Raw genomic sequence first — 19,315 nt, 5'->3', positions numbered from 1 at the left:
ATGGCGGCCGCGCAGGGTGCCCCGCACTGGGCCGACATCGGCGAATCGACGTCGGTGGCCGGCGTGCTGTTCCTGTGCTGGGTGCACCGCTGGTTCGGGCGCTGGCCGTTCCGCCTGTGCGTGTGGCCGGTGGTGGCCTGCCATTGGCTGGGCAACCGTATAGGGCGCCAGGCTTCGATGCAGTACCTGCAGCGGCTGCAGGCGCACAGCGGCGTGCTCGGCCGCGCGCCGACGCGGCGTGACAGCCTGCGCCACTTCTTCGCCTTCGCCGATACGATGCTGGACAAGATCCTCGGCCTGGGCGGGCGCTACCCGGCCGAACGCATCCACCTGCATCGTGACCTGGTGCTGCAGAAGATCGCGCGCCGCGAGGGCGGGCTGATCCTCACCGCGCACATCGGCTGCCTGGAGCTGTGCCAGGTGCTGGCCGAACAGGTGCCGGGGTTCCGCATCACCGTGCTGGTGCACACCGCGCATGCGCAGCGCTTCAACCGCCTGCTGCAGCGGCTGGACCCGCTGGCGGCGGTGGAACTGGTGCAGGTGACCGAAATGGGGCCGGCCACCGCGGTGATGCTGGCCGAGCGCGTGGCGGCGGGGGGCTTCGTTGCCATCGTCGGCGACCGCACGCCGGTACAGGGTGGCCGCAGCGTCACTGCCGATTTCCTGGGCCACCGCGCGCCGTTCCCGATCGGCGCCTATGTGCTCGCCGCGGCGCTGGGCTGCCCGGTCTACACCATGGCCTGCCTGCACGAGGGCGACGGCTATCGGGTGGCATTCGAACAGTTCGCCGAACGCATCGTGCTGCCGCGTGGCTCGCGCGACGCCGCGCTGGCCGAACAGGCACAGCGCTTCGCGCGCTGGCTGGAACTCCAGGTCATCCAGTCCCCGTTGGACTGGTTCAATTTCTTCCCCTTCTGGGATCAGGCTCCGCATGACGACTGACGCCGTACCCGTGTGCCGCTTTGGCGACGCACCGTTGACCATCGAAGACGTGGTTGCCCTGGCCCAGCGCCAGTGCGAGGCCGCACTGAGCGACGCGCCGGCGTTCCGCGCGCACATCCAGCGCGGTGCCGACTTCCTCGACCGCCTGCTGCGCGAGGACGGCGTGATCTACGGCGTGACCACCGGCTACGGCGACTCGTGCACGGTGAACATCCCGCCGGCGCTGGTGGCGGAACTGCCGCACCACCTGTACACCTACCACGGCTGCGGCCTGGGCCGTTACCTGGACCCGGTCGAGACCCGCGCGGTGCTGGCCGCGCGCCTGGCGTCGCTGGTGCGCGGCATGTCCGGCGTCAGTGTGCCGCTGCTGGAAGGCCTGGCCACGCTGCTGCAGCACGACGTGCTGCCGATGATCCCGGCCGAAGGCTCGGTCGGTGCCAGCGGCGACCTGACTCCGCTGTCGTACGTGGCGGCGGTGCTGTGCGGCGAGCGCGAGGTGCTGCATGACGGCCGCGTGCAGCCGGCGGCCGAAGTGCTGGCGAAGATCGGCATGACCCCGCTGAAGCTGCGGCCGAAGGAAGGCCTGGCGATCATGAACGGCACCGCGGTGATGACCGGCCTGGCCTGCCTGGCCTGGCAGCGCGCCGATTACCTGGCGCGCATGGCCACGCGCCTGACCGCGTTCAACGTGCTGGCCAGCGACGGCAACGCGCACCACTTCGACGAAACCCTGTTCGCCGCCAAGCCGCACCCGGGCCAGGGCCGCATCACTGCGCGCCTGCGCAGCGACCTGCACAGCGAACGCCCGCCGCGCAACGAACAGCGCCTGCAGGACCGCTATTCGCTGCGCTGCGCGCCGCACGTCATCGGCGTGCTGGAAGACAGCCTGCCGTTCCTGCGCCAGCTGATCGAAACCGAACTGAACAGTGCCAACGACAACCCGCTGATCGACGCCGACGGCGAGCGCATCCTGCATGGCGGCCACTTCTACGGCGGCCACATCGCACTGGCGATGGACACCCTGAAAAACACCGTGGCCAACGTTGCCGACCTGCTCGACCGGCAGCTGGCGCTGGTGGTGGATGCCCGCTACAACCATGGCCTGCCGGCCAACCTGTCGGCGGCCACCGGCCCGCGCGCGGCCATCAACCATGGCCTGAAGGCGCTGCAGATCAGCGTGTCGGCCTGGACTGCCGAAGCGCTGAAGCAGACCATGCCGGCCAGCGTGTTCTCGCGTTCCACCGAGTGCCACAACCAGGACAAGGTCAGCATGGGCACCATCGCCGCGCGCGACTGCCTGCGCGTGATCGAGCTGACCGAACAGGTGGTGGCGGCAATGCTGATCGCCGCGCGCCAGGGCCTGGCGCTGCGTGAGCGGGTTGGCCTGAATGCGCAGCTGCATGGCAGTCTGGCCGACATGTACGCCGACCTGGGGCAGCGCATCGCCCTGGTCGAGGAAGACCGCGCGCTGGATCGCGAACTGCGGGAACTGCTGGTGGAGATCCGCGCGCAACGTTGGGAGCTGTATGCCGGTGAATGAGGCCATCGAACGGGTTGGCGAAATTGCGTTGACCCCTGCCTTCCATGACTGCGATCCGATGAACGTGGTCTGGCATGGCAACTATTTCAAGTACTTCGAGATCGCGCGCTGCGCGCTGCTCGGGCGCTACGACTACGACTACCCGCAGATGCTCGAATCGGGCTACCTGTGGCCGGTGGTCGATGCGCGGGTGAAGTACGTGCGCCCGCTGCTGTTCAACCAGGCGCTGCGCGTGGTCGCGCGCATCGTGGAATGGGAGAACCGGCTGAAGATCGACTATGAAATCCTCGATGCGCAGAGCGGCCAGGTGCTGACCCGCGCGATGACCATCCAGGTCGCGGTGGACGCGGCCAGCAAGGAAATGCTGTACCAGTGCCCGCCGGTACTGTGGGAGCGCCTGGGAGTGCCTGCGCCGTGAACCCCCTTGCCCGTCTTTCGAGCGTGCTGCTGTGCGCGCTGATCTTCGTTGCCGCACCGCAGGTGCAGGCGGCCGACCCCGCCATCGATGCGATCACCCAGGCGGTGGCGCGGCCGGACGTGCTGCGTGGCCAGTTCAGCCAGGAAAAGCAGGTCAGCGGCTTCAGGAACCCGCTGCGCTCGCAGGGCCAGTTCGTGGTCGCGCGCCAGCACGGCGTGATCTGGGCCACGCTCAAGCCGTTCCCTTCCGAAGTGGTGGTCACCGCCGACCGCATCCTGAGCCGCCAGCGTGATGGCAGCACCCGTGTCGAACTCGATGCACGGCAGCAGCCGGCGATGCGTTCCGTGAACGCGATCATGTTCGCGCTGATGAGTGGCGACGTGCAGGCGCTGTCCAGCCAGTTCAACGTGGCGGCCAGCCGTGAAGGGCAGGGCTGGCGGCTGCGGCTGACGCCGAAGTCGGCGATGCTGGGCAAGGCGTTCCAGTCGCTGACCCTGCAGGGTGACCGCTACGTGCGCCAGGTCGAGATCGTCGAGGCCAACAAGGACCGCACGCAGATCCAGTTCAGTGCATTGAGCGAGGCGCCGGCCACCCTCACCGCCGACGAGGCACGCCGCTTTGAGTGAGGCCGTCGCATCGAACGCACCGGAGCGGCTGCGGCGCTGGTGGCACTGGCTGGGCATCGCCTGGCTGTTGCTGCTGCTGGTACTGGGCGCGCAGCAGTGGCACCTGTGGAGCCAGCAATCGCGGATCGACACCGACATCCTCGCGCTGCTGCCGCAGGATGCGCATGACCGCCTGTTGAGCGACGTCACCCGGCGCATCGCCGACGGCAGCTCGCGGCAGGTGGTGGTGCTGCTGGGCAGCAAGGACGGCGCTGCCGCCAAGCGTGCGCAGGCGGCCTTTGCCGCGGCCATGGCCAAGGACACTGACCGAGCCCTGCTGGTGCCCAGTGGTTCGATCAAAGGCTGGTTCGATGAGGCGCGCGCGTTCTACGCGCCGTACCGCGACCGCCTGCTGACGCCGGCCCAGCGCGAGCAGCTGCAGGGCAGCGAACCGGGCGCGTTGGCCGAGCAGGCGTTGGCCGCGCTGTACGGCCCGATGGGCGCTCCGCGCCTGACCGACTGGCGGCAAGACCCGTTGTCGTTGTGGCCGCAATGGTGGCAGCAGCAGGCGCAGGGGTCGGGGTTGCGGCTGGGCGATGACGGCCTGCTCGAAGCCGAGGGCAGGCACTGGGCCGTGCTGCAGTTCGATACACCGGGTTCGGCGTTCCAGCTCGACGGTGAGCGTCATCTCGACGGCCTGCTGGAACGTGCCGGGCGGGCTGCCAGGGCGGCAGCGCCGGAGCTGGAAATCCTGCATGCCGGCGTGCCGCTGCACGCCGAGGCGGCCGCGGTGCAGGCCAACCAGGAGATCAACACGATCGGCTGGGGCTCGCTGGCCGCGGTGCTGCTGCTGGTGTGGCTGGCGTTCCGTTCGCTGCGGCCGATCCTGCTGGTCGCCGCGTCGTTGCTGATCGGTTGTGGCGTGGCGCTGGCGGTGACCGTGCTGGTGTTCGGCAAGGTGCACGTGCTCACCCTGGTGTTCGGTGCGTCGCTGGTGGGCGTGGCCGAGGATTACGGCATCCACTGGTTTGCCTCGCGCCAGGCCGAGCCGGCCGATCGCCGCTGGAAGCTGCTGCGGCACCTGTTGCCGGGCCTGTGGCTGGCCTTGCTGACCAGCGCGCTGGCCTACCTGGCCCTGGGCCTGGCCCCGTTCCCGGGCCTGCGCCAGATGGCGCTGTTCTCGGTGGTCGGCCTGGCCGCCGCGTTCCTCACGGTGATCTTCTGGTTCCCGTGGCTGGATGGCGGCGAGATCCGCCAGACCCGTTTCTCGCAGTGGCTGGGCAACACGCTGGAGCGCTTCCCGCGGTTGCATGGCCGCCGGCCGGTGACGGTGTTCGTGGTGATCACGCTGGCGCTGTCTGCCATCGGCATCGCCCGCCTGCACAGCAATGACGACCTGCGCAGCCTGCAGTCCTCACCGCCGGCACTGATGGCCCAGCAGATCCGCCTGAGCCAGCTGCTGGGCATGCCCAGCCCGGCGCAGTTCTATCTGGTGCAGGGCAGTGACGCTGCACAGCTGCTGCAGCGCGAAGAAGCACTGACCGAACGCCTGCGTGTACTGGCCAACGACAAGCGCATCGGCGGTTACCGCGCGATCAGTGACTGGCTGCCGTCGCCGGCACGCCAGCAGGCCGATGCGGCGCTGACCGCCAAGGTGGAACCGGGCGTGCTGCAGGCCGTGTCCGATGCGGTCGGAGAACCCTTGCCGCGCCCCGACTTCGCCACCACGCCGCTGACCGCGGAGGCGTTCCTGGCCTCGCCGGCCTCGCAGCCGTTCCGCCACCTGTGGGTGGGTGAGGTCGGTGGGCAGATGATCAGCGTGGTGATGGTCGATGACCTGTCGCGCGCCGATGCGCTGGCGACCCTGCGCGGGGCGGCCGAAGGCCTGCCCGGCGTGCGCTGGGTGGACCGCACCGCCGACTTCTCGCAGCTGCTGGGCCACTACCGCAAGCTGATGGGGGGGCTGCTGCTGGTCGGCATCGTGCTGGTGTTCGGCGCGCTGTGGCTGCGCTACCGCCGCCAGGCCTGGCGCGTGTTCGCGCCGACCCTGATTGCCGGTGCGTTGACCCTGGGCCTGCTGGGCCTGTTCGGCCAGCCACTGCAGCTGTTCAACGTGCTGGCACTGATGCTGCTGCTGGGCATGGGCATCGACTACGGCATCTTCCTGATCGAGCACCGCGGCGATGCCAGTGCCTGGCTGGCGGTGTGCGTGGGCGCGGCCAGCACCTGGCTGTCGTTCGGCCTGCTGGGACTGTCGCAGACCCCGGCGCTGCGCGCGTTCGGCCTGACCCTGCTGTTCGGCATCGGCCTGGTCTGGCTGATCTCGCCGCTGTTCCGGCCGCCGCCGCATGATCTGCCGCGGGCCTGAGCCTGCTTCCGACTTCCTTCTTTCCACTTGATCGAGCAACAAGGACGCACCGATGAATACTGCTGTGGATGCTGTCGAACGTACTGAAATCCTGATCATCGGTGCCGGCCCGGCCGGCTCCGTGGCTGCGGCGATGCTGCGCCAGCAGGGCCGCCAGGTGCTGATGCTGGAGCGCCAGCAGTTCCCGCGCTTCTCCATCGGCGAAAGCCTGCTGCCGCAGAGCATGGAGTACATCGAGGCCGCCGGCCTGCTGCAGGACGTGGTCGAAGCCGGCTTCCAGCACAAGAACGGCGCGGCCTTCGTGCACGGCGAAGCGCGTACCGCATTCGACTTCAGGAAGAAGTTCTCGCCGGGCTGGGGCACCACCTACCAGGTGCAGCGCGCCGACTTCGACAACGTGCTGGCGCGCGGTGCCGAGCGCATGGGGGCCACGCTGCGTTTCGGTGATGAAGTGCTGTCGGTCGAAGCCGGCGAGCAGCCGGCGGTGACGGTGCGCCGCCCGGACGGCAGCGAGTACCGCATCGAGGCCGATTTCATCCTCGACGCCTCGGGCTTCGCACGCCTGCTGCCGCGCCTGCTGCAGCTGGAATCCCCGTCCAACTTCCCGGTGCGCGGGGCGATCTTCTGCCACGTGCGCGACAACATTCCGGCCGAAGCGGACTTCGACCGCAACAAGATCCTGATCACCACCCATCCCGAGCACGTCGACGTCTGGTACTGGACAATCCCGTTCTCCAACGGCTGCTGCTCGCTGGGCGTGGTCGCCGAACCGTCGTTCTTCGAGCGCTACGAGGGCGACGACCTGCAGAAACTGCAGGCCATCGTCGGCGAGGACCCGAACCTGACCCGGCTGCTGGCCAATGCCGAATGGGCGGTGCTGCCGGTGCGCCGCATCACCGGCTACTCGGCCAATGTCAGTTCGTTGTGGGGGCCGGGCTATGCCCTGCTGGGCAATGCCGGCGAGTTCCTCGACCCGGTGTTCTCGTCCGGCGTGACCATCGCCTTCAAGTCCGCGCAGCTGGCCAGTGCATGCCTGGCGCGCCGCTATGCCGGCGAAGCCGTGGACTGGGAAGCGGAGTTCTCGGTCCCGCTGCGGGCGGGCGTGAAGACCTTCCGCCGCTTTGTCGAAAGCTGGTACGAAGGCGGTTTCCAGAAGATCATCTACCACCCGCAGCAGCAGCCCGAAGTGCGCGACATGATCAGCTCCATCCTGGCCGGTTACGCCTGGGACACCAACAACCCGTACGTGGCCGATGACAGTGGCCGCCGCATGCGCGTGCTGGAGCAGCTGTGCGGCGCCTGATCGCCCTTGCGACAGCACTGCTGCTGAGCCTGCTGCTGGTGGCCTGCGCCGGCCGCATGCCGAAGCCGTTGGTGGAACTGCCGCCGCTGCGCCTGTCGCCGGCCAGCCTGCCGACGCCGCTGGCGTTGCAGCAGCAGTTGCATTTCCGGTTCGGCACGCATGAGCGCGACCTGGATGCACTGCTGGAAGCCGATGCGCAGCAGGTGCAGCTGGCGGTGCAGGCGATGGGCCAGACCGGCGTGCGCCTGCAGTGGGACGGCCGGCAGCTGACCCAGCAGCGCGCGCCGTGGCTGCCGCCGCAGGTGCGCGCCGAGCGCGTGCTGGATGACCTGCAGTTCGCGCTGTGGCCGACCGCAGCCATCGCGGCCGCGCTGCCAGCCGGCTGGCAGGTCCGTGACGATGGCCATCAGCGCAGCCTGTCGCGCGACGGCACGGTGTGGCTGCAGCTGCAGCGCCTGGACGATGGCAGCGTGCAGCTGGACAACCGCGCCGAAGGCTATGCGCTGCGCATCGAATCGATCGACATGGCCGGGCCGGATCGATGAGTGCACCGATCTATCTGAACGATCTGGGCGTGGTCTGCGCGCTCGGCGATGGCCGCGACGCGGTGGCTTCGGCGATGTTCGCCGGCGTGCCGGGCGGGCTCAGCGACAACGATACCCTGCTGCCGGGGCACACCCTGGCGCTGGGGCAGGTGCGTACACCGCTGCCGACGCTGGAAGAACTGCCGGCCGCCCTGCGCGGGCGCAACAACGCCCTGCTGGACGTGGCACTGGCGCAGATCGCACCGGCGGTGGCCGCCGCGATCGCCCGCCACGGCGCCGAACGCGTGGCGGTCGTGCTGGGCACCAGTACCTCGGGCATCGGTGAATCCGAGCAGGCCCTGCGCACCCATGCCGAACAGGGCCAATGGCCGCCCGGGTTCGATTACGCCCAGCAGGAAATGGGTACTGCCGCGCAGTTCGTGCGCCAGCGCAGCGGCGCTCAGGGGCCGGCGTGGACCCTGTCCACCGCCTGCTCGTCCAGTGCCAAGGCACTGATGTCGGCTGCACGCATGCTGCGGGCCGGTATCGTCGACGCCGTGATCGCAGGTGGCGCGGACTCGCTGTGCCGCTTCACCGTGGCCGGCTTCAGCGCGCTGGAATCGGTGTCGGCCCTGCGCTGCAATCCATTCTCGCAGCACCGTGCCGGCATCAACATCGGCGAGGGTGCCGCGCTGTTCCTGCTCACCCGCGAACCCGGCCCGGTATGCCTGGCCGGCTGGGGCGAATCGGCCGACGCGCACCATATGTCCGCCCCCGATCCGCAGGGCCTGGGTGCCATCGATGCCCTGCAGCAGGCGCTGCAGCGCGCCGGCTGGGCGGCCGATGAAGTGGACTACGTGAACCTGCATGGCACCGCCACCGGCCACAACGATGCGATGGAAAGCCTGGCGGTGTCGCAGGTGCTGGGCAACCAGGTGCCGGCCAGTTCGACCAAGCCGCTGACCGGCCATACGCTGGGTGCTTCAGGCGCGATCGAAGCTGCACTGTGCTGGATCGTGCTGGCCGGGAACCCGCAGCAGCAGCTGCCACCGCACTGGTGGGACGGCGTGGCAGACCCCGCGCTGCCGGCACTGCCGCTGGTCGCACCGGCCACCCGCCTGGCACAGGCACCGCGGCGGGTGCTGAGCAATTCGTTCGCCTTCGGCGGCAGCAATGCCGTGCTGGCGCTGGAGCGTCGATGAACACGCTGTACGCGATCGAAGAGGTGGTGCCGCACCGCCAGGACATGTGCCTGCTGGAGCGCATCACGCACTGGGACCAGGACACCATCGAGGCCGAACTGGTGGTGCCCGACGCGGGCCTGTTCGTCGAGGAGGGCCAGGTGCCGGCGTGGGTCGGCATCGAATACATGGCGCAGGCCATCGCGGCCTGGGCCGGTTGCCGTGCGCGTGCGGCGGGCAAGCCGCCGCAGTTGGGCTTCCTGCTTGGCAGCCGCCGCTACAGCAGCCCGCGCAGCAGCTTTCCCAGCGGATCGCGGCTGCGCGTACAGGCGCGCTGCGAGCTGTTGGGTGACAATGGATTGGGGATGTTCGCCTGCCGCATCCTGGCAGGCGAGGACGAATGGGCGACAGCCAACGTGTCGGTGTTCGAACCGGCCGATGCGATGGCCTATCTGGAGAGTGGACAGGCATGACAGGGAATCGAAGCGTGCTGGTGACCGGCGCCAGCCGGGGCATCGGCCGGGCCATCGCGCTGCGCATCGCGCGTGACGGCTTCGACGTGGTGGTGCATTGCCGCAGCCGCCTGGATGAGGCACAGGCCGTGATGGCCGAGATCCACGCGTTGGGCCAGCAGGCCCGCGTACTGATGTTCGACGTGGCTGACCGCGAGGCCGCACGCGCTGTGCTGGAGGCCGATGTCGAAGCGCACGGCGCGTACTACGGCGTGGTCTGCAACGCCGGCATCGCCCGTGACGGTGCCTTCCCGGCACTGTCAGCGGAGGATTGGGACCAGGTCATCCACACCAACCTGGACGGTTTCTACAACGTACTGCATCCGCTGATCATGCCGATGGTGCGCCGGCGCAAGCCTGGCCGCATCATCACCCTGTCGTCGGTGTCCGGACTGGCCGGCAACCGCGGGCAGGTCAATTACAGCGCCGCCAAGGCCGGCATCATCGGTGCCACCAAGGCCCTGGCGCTGGAACTGGCCAGCCGCCAGATCACCGTCAACTGCGTGGCCCCGGGCCTGATCGAGACCGAAATGCTCAACGATGAAGTGGTTGAACACGCGCTCAAGCTGATTCCCGCCGGCCGCGTCGGTCGTCCCGACGAAGTGGCGGCCACGGTGGCGTTCCTGCTGTCCGAGCCGGCCGGCTACATCACCCGCCAGGTGATCTCGGTGAACGGAGGCATGATCTGATGGCCGCCGATCGTCGCGTGGTGGTCACCGGTGCCGCCGCCATCAGTCCGCTCGGCCACGACTGGCCGACCATCGAGGCACACCTGCGCAGCTGCCGCAATGCGGTGCGTGCGATGCCCGAGTGGGATGTCTATGCCGGGCTGAACACCAAGCTGGCCGCGCCGGCACAGGATTTCGAGCTGCCGCCGAACTACAACCGCAAGACCACCCGCTCGATGGGCAAGGTCGCGATCATGTCGGTGCGCGCCACTGAGGTGGCACTGCGTGAAGCCGGCCTGCACGAGCATCCGGTGCTGCGCAGCGGTCGTACCGGCGTGGCCTACGGCTCGTCCTCGGGCAGCCACGAGGCCACCGGTGAATTCGGGCGCATGCTCAACGAGTTCACCACCGATGGCATCAGTGCCACCACCTACCTGAAGATGATGAGCCACACCGCGCCGGTCAACATCGGCGTGTTCTTCGGCCTGTCCGGGCGCGTGTACACCACCTCCAGTGCCTGCACCTCCGGCAGCCAGGGCGTGGGTGCGGCCTATGAAGCGATCCGCAGTGGCAAGCAGACGGTGATGGTGGCCGGCGGTGCCGAGCAGCTCGATGCCACCGCAGCGGCGGTGTTCGACACCCTGTTCGCCACCAGCGTGCGCAACGATGCGCCGCAGACCACCCCGCGCCCGTTCGATGCCGGCCGTGATGGCCTGGTGCTGGGCGAGGGCGCCTGCACGCTGATCCTGGAAAACCTGGAGCACGCGCAGGCGCGCGGCGCCACCATCCTTGCCGAGGTGGTCGGCTACGGCACCAACAGCGATGGCCAGCACGTCACCCAGCCCAGCGCCGACACCATGGCCCAGGCCATGCGCCTGGCGCTGGAGGATGCCGGCCTGGACGCGGCGCAGATCGACTACGTCAACGCCCACGGCACCGCCACCGACCACGGTGACATCGCCGAAACCCAGGCGACCGCGCAGGTGTTCGGCAACCGCGTGCCGATCAGCTCGCTGAAGAGCTATGTCGGCCACATGCTGGGTGCCTGTGGCGCGTTCGAGGCCTGGCTGAGCATCCAGATGATGCGCGCCGGCTGGTTCGCGCCGACCCTGAACCTGGCCGAGGTCGACCCGCGCTGTGGCCAGCTCGACTTCATCACCGGGCAGGGCCGCGAACTGCAGGCCGAGTACGTGATGAGCAACAACTTCGCCTTCGGCGGCATCAACACCTCACTGGTGTTCCGCCGCTGGAGCGAGTGATCCACCGCCCCACCGCACTGTTTCCGCCATCCACCCGCACCCCTGACAAGGAGAAGTTTCGATGCGCCGCACTCTCATGATCGCCACTGCCACCGCGCTGCTGGCCCTGACCTCCACCGCCTCTGCCCGCGATACCCGCGTCGAGCAGTCCCTGCAGGAGCTGGTCAGCTCGCAGGCTGCCAAGGACGCCGGCATCGACGGCAGCGTGCGCTTCTACCTGGCCGGCCAGCCGGTCAGCGTGCAGCAGCGCCTGGGTGAAGACGTGACCAACAAGAAGACCAACGCCGCCAACAAGAGCGATGCCGAGGCCTGCCGCTGGGTCGCGCTGTCGGCGCTGCGCGCGCTGCAGGACGGCGCCAGGTCGCGCGGCGCCAACGCTGTGGTCGACATCGTCAGCTACTACAAGAAGAACGAGTTCAAGAGCAGCACCAATTACGAGTGCTACGCCGGCACCATCCTCGCCGGTGTCGCGCTGAAGGGTACCTACGCCAAGGTCAAGTAAGCGCCCGCGTGGCGGCGGCGTTGGCTGAACGTCGCCGCCACATTGCTGAACCTCGCAGGGGAAACGCCGCCGATCGCGCCGCCATCGTCGGCTGACGGCTTTCCCCGGTGTCGGCTTTCCGACACAATCATGGCTCTTCCCGGGTTATCGTCCCGCGGACATGCACGCCTACGTCTATAAAAGCCAACTCAAGCCGGACACCTACGTCTACGTTCCCCGACGCGATGATTTCAGCGCGCTGCCCGCGCCGCTGCTCACCTCGCTGGGGACGCTCGCCTTCGTCCTGGAGGTGGCCCTGGATGTCCAGCGCCGCCTGGCCCAGGCCGATCCTGAAAAGGTCCGCAGCGAAATGAGCGAACGCGGGTTCTACCTGCAGGTACCGCCGTCGGTGGCCAGCCTGATGCCGCGACACTATGACTGACACCTCCCGTCCGCGTGCCCTGTCGATCGCCTTCGCCGTGGGTGCCATGCTGGCGTTGGGCGCTGCGGTGGGCGGTGTGCCGGGTGCCATCCTTGCCGCACTGGCGCAGCCGGCGTTCGCGCTGGGCGTGTCGTGGTGGCGTCGCAGCCGTGCGCTGCTGCCGCTGAAGGTGGTCGCACGGCAGGACGTGCCCGCACTGCTGGCGCTGTGGGCTGCCGCGCCATTGCTGCTGGCACTGCTGCTGGCCTGGCCGCTGGCGGCCCTGCGTGACAGCGGCAGCCTGGCGGCGGTACTGGGCCTGAGCGTGCTGGTCAGTGCCGGCCTGCTGGCGGCCTGGCGCACCTGGCCGCTATGGAACGATGTCGAACGCCTGGATGGCAGCCTGGCCCAGCACTGGCAGGCGCTGGCCGGCCGCGACCTGACCGCCTGGCGTGGTCTTGGCGTGGCGGCGCTGGTGATCGCCTTGGCCGCACTGGTGGTGCTGCCGGCCTGGCCGGGCCTGTTGCCGGACGGCGCACGCTGGCCCGCCGCACTGGCGGTCGTGCTGCTGTCGCCGGCGCTGCACCTGCTGCTGCAGCGGGTCGCGCCCGCGCCGCTGGTGTCGCTGCGCCCCAGCCCGTTCGCCGCTGCCAGCAGCGAACAGGAACCGATGTTCCCCGCTGCGGCCGAAACCGCGCCGCTGGAGGCGATGGCGCCGCAGGAACTGACACCGGCCCTGTATGAGGCCGCGCGCCAGGGCCGCGTCGACCGCGGCCTGCAGCTGCTGCAGGCCGGTGCTGATCCGTATGCGCTGCCGGACCCGAACTGGCGTGACCAGCGCAGCCTGGCGGTGCTGGCGGCGGTGCTGCCGGACCTGCGCCTGCTGCGCGAGCTGATTGCCCGCGGCGTTGATGTGAACGCGCCGCACCGGGGCATGACCCCGCTGCTGGCCGCCACCCGCGACAGCTGGCATGGCCGCCCCGAAGCGGTGATGACCCTGCTCGCCAACGGTGCCGATTCGCGTGCCACCGACAGCGATGGCAACACCCCGCTGCACCATGCCGCACGCAGTTCCGACCCGGGCGTTGCCGCGCTGCTGCGCGATGCCGCTGCCGAAGTCGATGCGCTGAACCGCGAGGGCTGGTCGCCGCTGGCGGTGGCCTGCCAGGTCGGCAACTGGCGCCTGGCCCGCTTCCTGCTCGAGCGCGGTGCACGCAGCGAACCGGCCGATGGCACCCCGGTGCTGCTGGCCGCCGCCGCCACCGAGGACGACGATCCGGCCGGCGTGCAGCTGCTGCTCAAGCACAAGGCACGCGCCGACGCGCGTGATCGCCAGCGCCGCAGCGCGCTGCACGAGGCAGCGCTGGCCGGCCACGTGGAGATCATCGGCGTGCTGCTGGGCGCCGGCGCCAACCTGGAAGCGCGCGATGCACTGGGCCGCACGCCGTGGCTGGAAGCCGCCCGTGCCGGCCGTGCCGCCGTGGTCGAGCACCTGCTGCCGCACAAGCCGGACCTGGTCGCGGTGGACGGCGAAGGCCGCAATGCGGTGCAGCTGGCAGTGATGGCCGAGGATGTCTCGCCGCTGCTGATCAAGCGCCTGGTGGAACTGGGCATCGCCGCCGACGCCACCGACCCGGTTGGCCGCCGCGCGGTGGACTATGCGGCCGAAGCGGGCCGCTGGGCGATCGTGGCCTTGCTGGACCCGTCCTATCCGCTGCCGGCAGCCGTCAGTGATGGCCTGGCCGAGCGCGGTGAAGCGGCCAGCGCCAGCGGCCTGTTGCCGGACCGTCCGCCGCTGACCCTGCTGCGCGAAGCGCTGGGCTTCGGCAACACCGATGGCATGGCCGCGCTGGCCAGACTGTGCCAGCCGGAAGAACTGGGCGGCCTGCTGCTCGATCCGGAGCTGGCCCTGGAGCCGCGCGCGGTCGATTGGCTGCTGGCCCACGGTGCCGATCCCTATGTGCGCGACGCCTGCGCCGATACGCCGATGTTCGCGCTGCTGTCGCGCGGCATCGACGCGGTGCCGGCGCTGCAGGTCATGCTGCAGCGCGGCCTGTCGCCGGCTGGGCGCGGTGGGCTGGCACGCTTCCTGGCCGCCTGCGCACAGCACGACCAGGCCGCCCGCGGCCTGGAACAACTGGCGCTGGAACTGCTGGAGCGTGGCGCCGATCCGTTCGCCGCTTCGCCGGCCGGTGACCCACCGCTGTCGCTGGCGGTACGCCTGGGCTGGCTGCGCCTGCAGCAGGCCCTGCTCAAGGCCGGTGTCGATCGCGAAGCGCGCGACAGCCATGGCATGACCGCACTGCACCTGGCCACCGCCCTGGCCCGCGAAGGCGCGCTGAAGCTGCTGGTGCAGCACGGTGCCTCGCCGGAAGCACGTGCCGCCGACGGTCAGACGCCACTGGGCGTGGCGCTGTCGATCGGTCGCCGTGACCTGGCCGACTGGCTGGACTGGCGGGTGTGGCCGCTGCCGCGCCGTACCCTGCGCGAGGCCGATCTGCCGGCCGCTGCGATGGCCGGTGATGTGGACGCCGTGCGCCGCCTGATCGATCTGGGATTTGCCGTCGACGCGGTCGACGCACAGGGCTGCACCGCGCTGCTGCGTGCGGCCGGTGGTGGCCACCTGGCCGTGACCGACCTGCTGCTGGCGCGCGGTGCCGATCCGCAGCACGCCGCTGCAAGCGGTGCGACGCCGCTGTCGGCGGCGGTCAGCATGCGCCAGGTCGACATCGTTTCGGCCCTGCTCGATGCCGGCGCCAAGCTGGAACATCGCCTGCCGGGCGGGGTGACCGTGCTGATGCTGGCCTCGGCGCTGGGCCTGCCGGACATCGTCGCGCGCCTGCTCACTGCCGGTGCCGACGTGCATGCCGGTGACGCGCAGCAGCTGGGCCCGCTGCACTGTGCCGCGCTGTACGGTTTCAGTGCCCGCGACCGCTCGCGCCTGCTGGCCCTGCTCGACACCCTGCTGTTGGCGGGCGCCGAGCCGGACCAGGCCGCCGCCGGTTCGGTCACGCCGCTGCTGCTGCTGCTGGGCGCACGCGCCGAGCCGGGAACCGCCTGCGACGAGCAGGTGGTGATGGCGGCGGTGGAGCGCCTGCTGGATGAGGACGTCAGCCTGGACGTGCGCGATCCGCGCGGCTTCGGCCCGCTGCATCTGGCCGCCCTGCATGGACTGCCGCTGCTGGTGCAGCGCCTGTTGCGCGCCGGTGCCGATCCGGAAGTGCGCGACAGCCTCAACCGCAGCCCGCGCGAGATCGCGGTGATGCGCGGCTTCATCGACGTCGCTGGCGAGTTCGAACCGCGCGTGCCGGGCGTTTCGTCGATGGCGCGGTTCCTGCGCGACAACGGTTGAGCACCGGGATCGGAATCCGCAGTGGGTAGTGCCGGGCGCTGGCCGGCAACCTGCTGAGACCTCCGGGATACCGAGGCTGCCGGCCAGCGGCCGGCACTACCGGGTCCGCCATCGATCGGGTCGGTGCCAACCCTGCCCCCGGTGGGTGCCGATCCTGCCACCGGTGGGTGCCGACCGTTGGTCGGCACGCCTACTTGCCGTCGCTTTCCGCGTCGGCCTCGAACAGATGCATCAGGTCGTTGCGTGCGTCGCGCGAGGTCTGGATCACCGCTGCCTCGTCGTCGTACACCAGATACTGGTCGCGCAGCAGCTGCTCATCGTGCTCGCGGAAGCGCTGCACATGGCGTTCGGCCACGTCCGGCGCCACGCCCAGCGCGGTCAGCACGCGCCCGCTCATCTCAAGGCTGGTGCCGAACACTTCGCGGAACGGCTCGGCCGACATGTCCATCAGGCGCCACGCATGCTGGCGGTTGCGTGCACGCGCCAGCACCGTCGCGTCCGGGTACAGCCGGCGCACCATGCGTACCGCGCGCAGGTTGGTCTCCGGGTCATCCACGGTGATCACGAACACATCGATGTGCTCGCCCCCCGCCGCACGCAGCATCTCCGGCCGGGTCGGATCGCCGTAGTACAGCTGGTTGCCGAAGCGGCGCAGGTCGGCAACGGTGTCCGGGTTCGCCTCCAGCGCCACGAACGGCACCTTCTGCGCGGTCAGCAGGCGCGCGATCACCTGGCCGAAGCGCCCCATGCCGGCGATCAGCACCTTGGGCCGGTTGTCCGGCGCCACCTTGTCGGCCTCGGCCGCCGCGCGTGGTGCGGCTTTTTCCTGGCCGAGCAGCTTGAGCAGCGCGATCATCAGCAGCGGCGTGGTCGCCATCGACAGGCCGACGATCGCCACCAGCCGGTCGTGGTTGGCGTTGCCCAGCAGGTGCGCGCGCTGTGCCTCGTTGAATACCACGAAGGCAAACTCGCCGCCCAGCCACAGCACGCTGCCCAGCAGCAGCGATTGCCGCGAGCTGAGCCGGGCGACACGTCCAACCGCGTAGAGCAGGCTGAACTTGACCACCAGCAGGATGCCGACACCCGCGGCGATCAGCCACGGCTCGGCGGCGATGCGGTCCAGGTCGATGCCCATGCCCACTGCGATGAAGAACAGGCCCAGCAGCAGCCCCTTGAATGGTTCGATCTGCGCTTCCAGCTCATGCCGGAACTCCGAATCGGACAGCAGCACGCCGGCCAGGAACGCGCCGAGGCTGGGGCTGAGGCCGGCTTCCTGCATGAACCAGGCGGTGCCCAGCACCACCAGCAGGGCGGTGGCAGTGAATACTTCCGGGCTGCGGGTCCGCGCAATGATGCTGAACACCTTGCGCAGCACCGGTCGTCCGCACAGGATCACCACCGCCAGCGCACCCAGCGCCACGGCCGCATCTTCCCAGCGCAGGGTCTCGTTCTTCACTCCGCCCAGCAGCGGGATGGCCGCCAGCAGCGGGATCGCGATCAGGTCCTGGAACAGCAGGATGGCGAACCCGAGCCGGCCATGGTCGCTGTTGATCGCCTTGTGCTCGGACAGCAGCTGCAGGCCGACCGCGGTGGATGACAGCGCCAGCGCCACGCCGACCACCAGCGCGCTCTTCCACTGGAAGTGATCGAGCAGCAGCAGGCCGCCCAGCACCAGCCCGGACAACGCCACCTGCGCCGCGCCGGCGCCGAACACCGAGCGCCGCATCACCTTCAGGCGTGCCGGTGACAGCTCCAGGCCGATCACGAACAGCAGCATCACCACACCGATCTCGGCGGCACCGAGGATGCGGTCGGCGTCCTGCACGAAGCCCAGCCCGTCCGGGCCCAGCACCACGCCGGCCGCCAGGTAGCCCAGTACCGCGCCGAAGCCGAACTTCTTGAACACCGGCACGGCGATGACCGCCGCCAGCAGCAGCACCAGGGCCAGTTCCAGACCACCGCTATGCATGGGAATACCTGGTCATCGGGGGAGCCCGCTGTGCGTCCGTTCGGATGGGGGAGGGCGTGGCGAGCGCCACCACGACATTATGCGCGCCGGCCTGTGTATGCACGAGAACAACCGACCGGATGGGCGCCCAGCGCGGGGCGGCCAGGTTGACCTGCATGGCCCACGGGTCCAGACTGCCCGCCGCTGGCGGCGCGTCCGTTGGCATACGCATCCCGGAGTCCCCAACCCATGTCCAGCGACAGTAGAAGTCGACCTCGTTCGACGCCAGCGATGGCCACCGCCTGACACCGGGACGGTTTGCCTGCGTTGGCGTTGCGCGAGGTCGCATCCCCACAAGGCAAAACCGATGAACCAGAAGCAATTGCTGCGCCCGGTGGCCGATGCCGCCGCACTGGCCGCACCGCTGGCGAACTACAACACCGCCGACGCGGTGGAATTCCTCAACACGCTGGACCTGACCCGCGCCGCGGAAACGCTGGCTGCGCTGCCGTTGCCGCGTGCAGTGAAGATGCTCGAAGCGCCGGAGCTGCACCGCAGCGGTGAGCTGGTGGCCGCACTGCCACCCGCGCGGGCTGCGGCGCTGCTGGGCCTGATGGCCGACGACCGCGCCACCGACATCGTCCACGAGCTGGATGAGGAAGAGCGCGCGCGGTTGATCCCGCTGCTGGGCACCGACGCCCGCCAGGTCATCCAGAAGCTGCTCAGCTACCCGCCGAACACCGCCGGCGCACTGATGACCACCGAGTACGTGGCGGTGCCCGCCAGCTGGACCGTGGCGCAGACCCTGCAGCACATCCGCCAGGTCGAGCGCACCCGCGAGACGGTGTACGCGATCTACGTGCTGGAGCCGGCCAGCCAGCAGCTGCAGCAGGTGGTGACCATGCGCCGGCTGATCACCGGCCTGCCCGAGGAATCGATCCTGGACGTGGCCCAGGTCAATCCGCCGGTAACAGTGGATGCGCTGATGGACCAGGAAGAGGTGGCACGGCTGATCCGCCGCCACGACCTGCTGGCGATTCCGGTGGTCGACGCGCAGCAGCAGATGCTCGGCATCGTCACCGTGGACGACGTGCTCGATGCGCTGATCGAGGAATCCACCGAGGACGCGCACAAGTTCGGCGGCATGGAAGCGCTGGACAAGCCGTACATGCAGATCGGCTTCTTCGAGATGCTGCGCAAGCGCGCCGGCTGGCTGAGCGTGCTGTTCCTGGGCGAGATGCTGACGGCCAGCGCGATGCAGCACTACGAGGACGAACTGGCGCGCGCGGTGGTGCTGACCCTGTTCATCCCATTGATCATGAGTTCGGGTGGCAATTCCGGCTCGCAGGCCACCTCGCTGCTGATCCGCAGCCTGGCACTGCGCGAACTGCGCCTGCGCGACTGGTGGAAGGTGGCCCTGCGCGAAGTGCCGACCGGCATGGTGCTGGGCGCCATCCTCGGCTGCCTGGCCATCGTGCGCATCGTGATCTGGCAGCTGGGCGGCCTGCACGACTACGGCGAGCACTGGATCCTGCTGGCGATCACCATCGGCGCCGCGCTGGTGGGCATCGTCACCTTCGGTTCGCTGTCCGGCTCGATGCTGCCCTTCATCCTGAAGCGGCTCGGCTTCGACCCGGCCAGCGCCTCGGCCCCGTTCGTGGCCACCCTGGTGGATGTGACCGGCCTGGTGATCTACTTCAGCATCGCCGCGATGATCCTGCACGGCACGCTGCTGTAACAAAACGTGCACGCCGGGGTCGGATCCCTTCGCGCAGCGAAGGGCTCTGACCCCG

The 19,315-nt window shown here is 69.5% G+C and carries 16 protein-coding genes; 15 read left to right on the top strand and 1 reads right to left on the bottom strand.

What is annotated here, in order from left to right; genetic code table 11:
• The 14 genes from AC5P8F_RS15855 to AC5P8F_RS15790 all read left to right on the top strand — a co-directional run bounded on the left by AC5P8F_RS15855 (position 1) and on the right by AC5P8F_RS15790 (position 15,574).
• Positions 1-942, top strand: coding sequence for a lysophospholipid acyltransferase family protein (locus AC5P8F_RS15855; protein ID WP_014648845.1), 942 nt, complete (start codon positions 1-3; stop codon positions 940-942).
• Positions 932-2,482 carry an HAL/PAL/TAL family ammonia-lyase gene (locus tag AC5P8F_RS15850; RefSeq protein ID WP_495228541.1) on the top strand — a complete coding sequence of 517 codons (1,551 nt, stop codon included), beginning with the start codon at positions 932-934 and terminating at the stop codon, positions 2,480-2,482. Before AC5P8F_RS15855 ends, AC5P8F_RS15850 begins: the two co-directional genes overlap by 11 nt.
• Positions 2,469-2,900 carry an acyl-CoA thioesterase gene (locus AC5P8F_RS15845; protein WP_134809429.1) on the top strand — a complete coding sequence of 144 codons (432 nt, stop codon included), beginning with the start codon at positions 2,469-2,471 and terminating at the stop codon, positions 2,898-2,900. The genes AC5P8F_RS15850 and AC5P8F_RS15845 overlap by 14 nt, the downstream gene beginning before the upstream one ends.
• A complete protein-coding gene (locus AC5P8F_RS15840; protein ID WP_495228538.1) occupies positions 2,897-3,526 on the top strand; it encodes a LolA family protein in 630 nt (209 codons plus the stop codon). The genes AC5P8F_RS15845 and AC5P8F_RS15840 overlap by 4 nt, the downstream gene beginning before the upstream one ends.
• Entirely contained in the window at positions 3,519-5,873 is a 2,355-nt protein-coding gene (locus AC5P8F_RS15835; protein WP_495228536.1) for an MMPL family transporter, read from the top strand. Before AC5P8F_RS15840 ends, AC5P8F_RS15835 begins: the two co-directional genes overlap by 8 nt.
• 52 nt (positions 5,874-5,925) lie before the next feature.
• The gene (locus AC5P8F_RS15830) at positions 5,926-7,176 is read left to right on the top strand and encodes an NAD(P)/FAD-dependent oxidoreductase (RefSeq protein WP_014648840.1); all 1,251 of its coding nucleotides are present in this window, start codon (positions 5,926-5,928) and stop codon (positions 7,174-7,176) included.
• Positions 7,164-7,721 (top strand): DUF3261 domain-containing protein, encoded by a 558-nt coding sequence (locus AC5P8F_RS15825; protein WP_495228534.1) that lies wholly within the window; start codon positions 7,164-7,166, stop codon positions 7,719-7,721. The genes AC5P8F_RS15830 and AC5P8F_RS15825 overlap by 13 nt, the downstream gene beginning before the upstream one ends.
• Complete coding sequence (locus AC5P8F_RS15820; RefSeq protein WP_014648838.1) at positions 7,718-8,902, top strand: beta-ketoacyl-[acyl-carrier-protein] synthase family protein; 1,185 nt, start codon at positions 7,718-7,720, stop codon at positions 8,900-8,902. Before AC5P8F_RS15825 ends, AC5P8F_RS15820 begins: the two co-directional genes overlap by 4 nt.
• Complete coding sequence (locus tag AC5P8F_RS15815; protein ID WP_032960608.1) at positions 8,899-9,354, top strand: hotdog family protein; 456 nt, start codon at positions 8,899-8,901, stop codon at positions 9,352-9,354. Before AC5P8F_RS15820 ends, AC5P8F_RS15815 begins: the two co-directional genes overlap by 4 nt.
• Positions 9,351-10,082, top strand: a complete 732-nt coding sequence (locus tag AC5P8F_RS15810; RefSeq protein WP_032960607.1) for a 3-ketoacyl-ACP reductase FabG2 — start codon at positions 9,351-9,353, stop codon at positions 10,080-10,082. The genes AC5P8F_RS15815 and AC5P8F_RS15810 overlap by 4 nt, the downstream gene beginning before the upstream one ends.
• Complete coding sequence (locus tag AC5P8F_RS15805) at positions 10,082-11,320, top strand: beta-ketoacyl-ACP synthase (protein WP_495228532.1); 1,239 nt, start codon at positions 10,082-10,084, stop codon at positions 11,318-11,320. Before AC5P8F_RS15810 ends, AC5P8F_RS15805 begins: the two co-directional genes overlap by 1 nt.
• Before the next feature lie 61 nt (positions 11,321-11,381).
• Positions 11,382-11,822 (top strand): hypothetical protein, encoded by a 441-nt coding sequence (locus AC5P8F_RS15800; protein ID WP_032960605.1) that lies wholly within the window; start codon positions 11,382-11,384, stop codon positions 11,820-11,822.
• Between the two features lie 160 nt (positions 11,823-11,982).
• Complete coding sequence (locus tag AC5P8F_RS15795; RefSeq protein WP_032960603.1) at positions 11,983-12,243, top strand: YcgL domain-containing protein; 261 nt, start codon at positions 11,983-11,985, stop codon at positions 12,241-12,243.
• A complete protein-coding gene (locus AC5P8F_RS15790) occupies positions 12,236-15,574 on the top strand; it encodes an ankyrin repeat domain-containing protein (RefSeq protein ID WP_164167078.1) in 3,339 nt (1,112 codons plus the stop codon). Before AC5P8F_RS15795 ends, AC5P8F_RS15790 begins: the two co-directional genes overlap by 8 nt.
• A 190-nt stretch (positions 15,575-15,764) precedes the next feature.
• Here AC5P8F_RS15790 and AC5P8F_RS15785 read toward each other — a convergent pair whose 3' ends face one another.
• Complete coding sequence (locus tag AC5P8F_RS15785; protein WP_495228530.1) at positions 15,765-17,543, bottom strand: monovalent cation:proton antiporter-2 (CPA2) family protein; 1,779 nt, start codon at positions 17,541-17,543, stop codon at positions 15,765-15,767.
• A gap of 346 nt (positions 17,544-17,889) precedes the next feature.
• Between AC5P8F_RS15785 and mgtE the strand changes: the two genes are divergently transcribed.
• Positions 17,890-19,260 carry a magnesium transporter gene (gene mgtE / locus AC5P8F_RS15780; protein ID WP_014648829.1) on the top strand — a complete coding sequence of 457 codons (1,371 nt, stop codon included), beginning with the start codon at positions 17,890-17,892 and terminating at the stop codon, positions 19,258-19,260.
• Positions 19,261-19,315 lie beyond the last annotated feature (55 nt).

The sequence above is a fragment of the Stenotrophomonas sp. YJH_SMC_69 genome, assembly GCF_059370495.1.
Note: the sequence above shows the minus strand (reverse complement) of the source record. Positions and strands in the feature narration are given on the sequence as shown.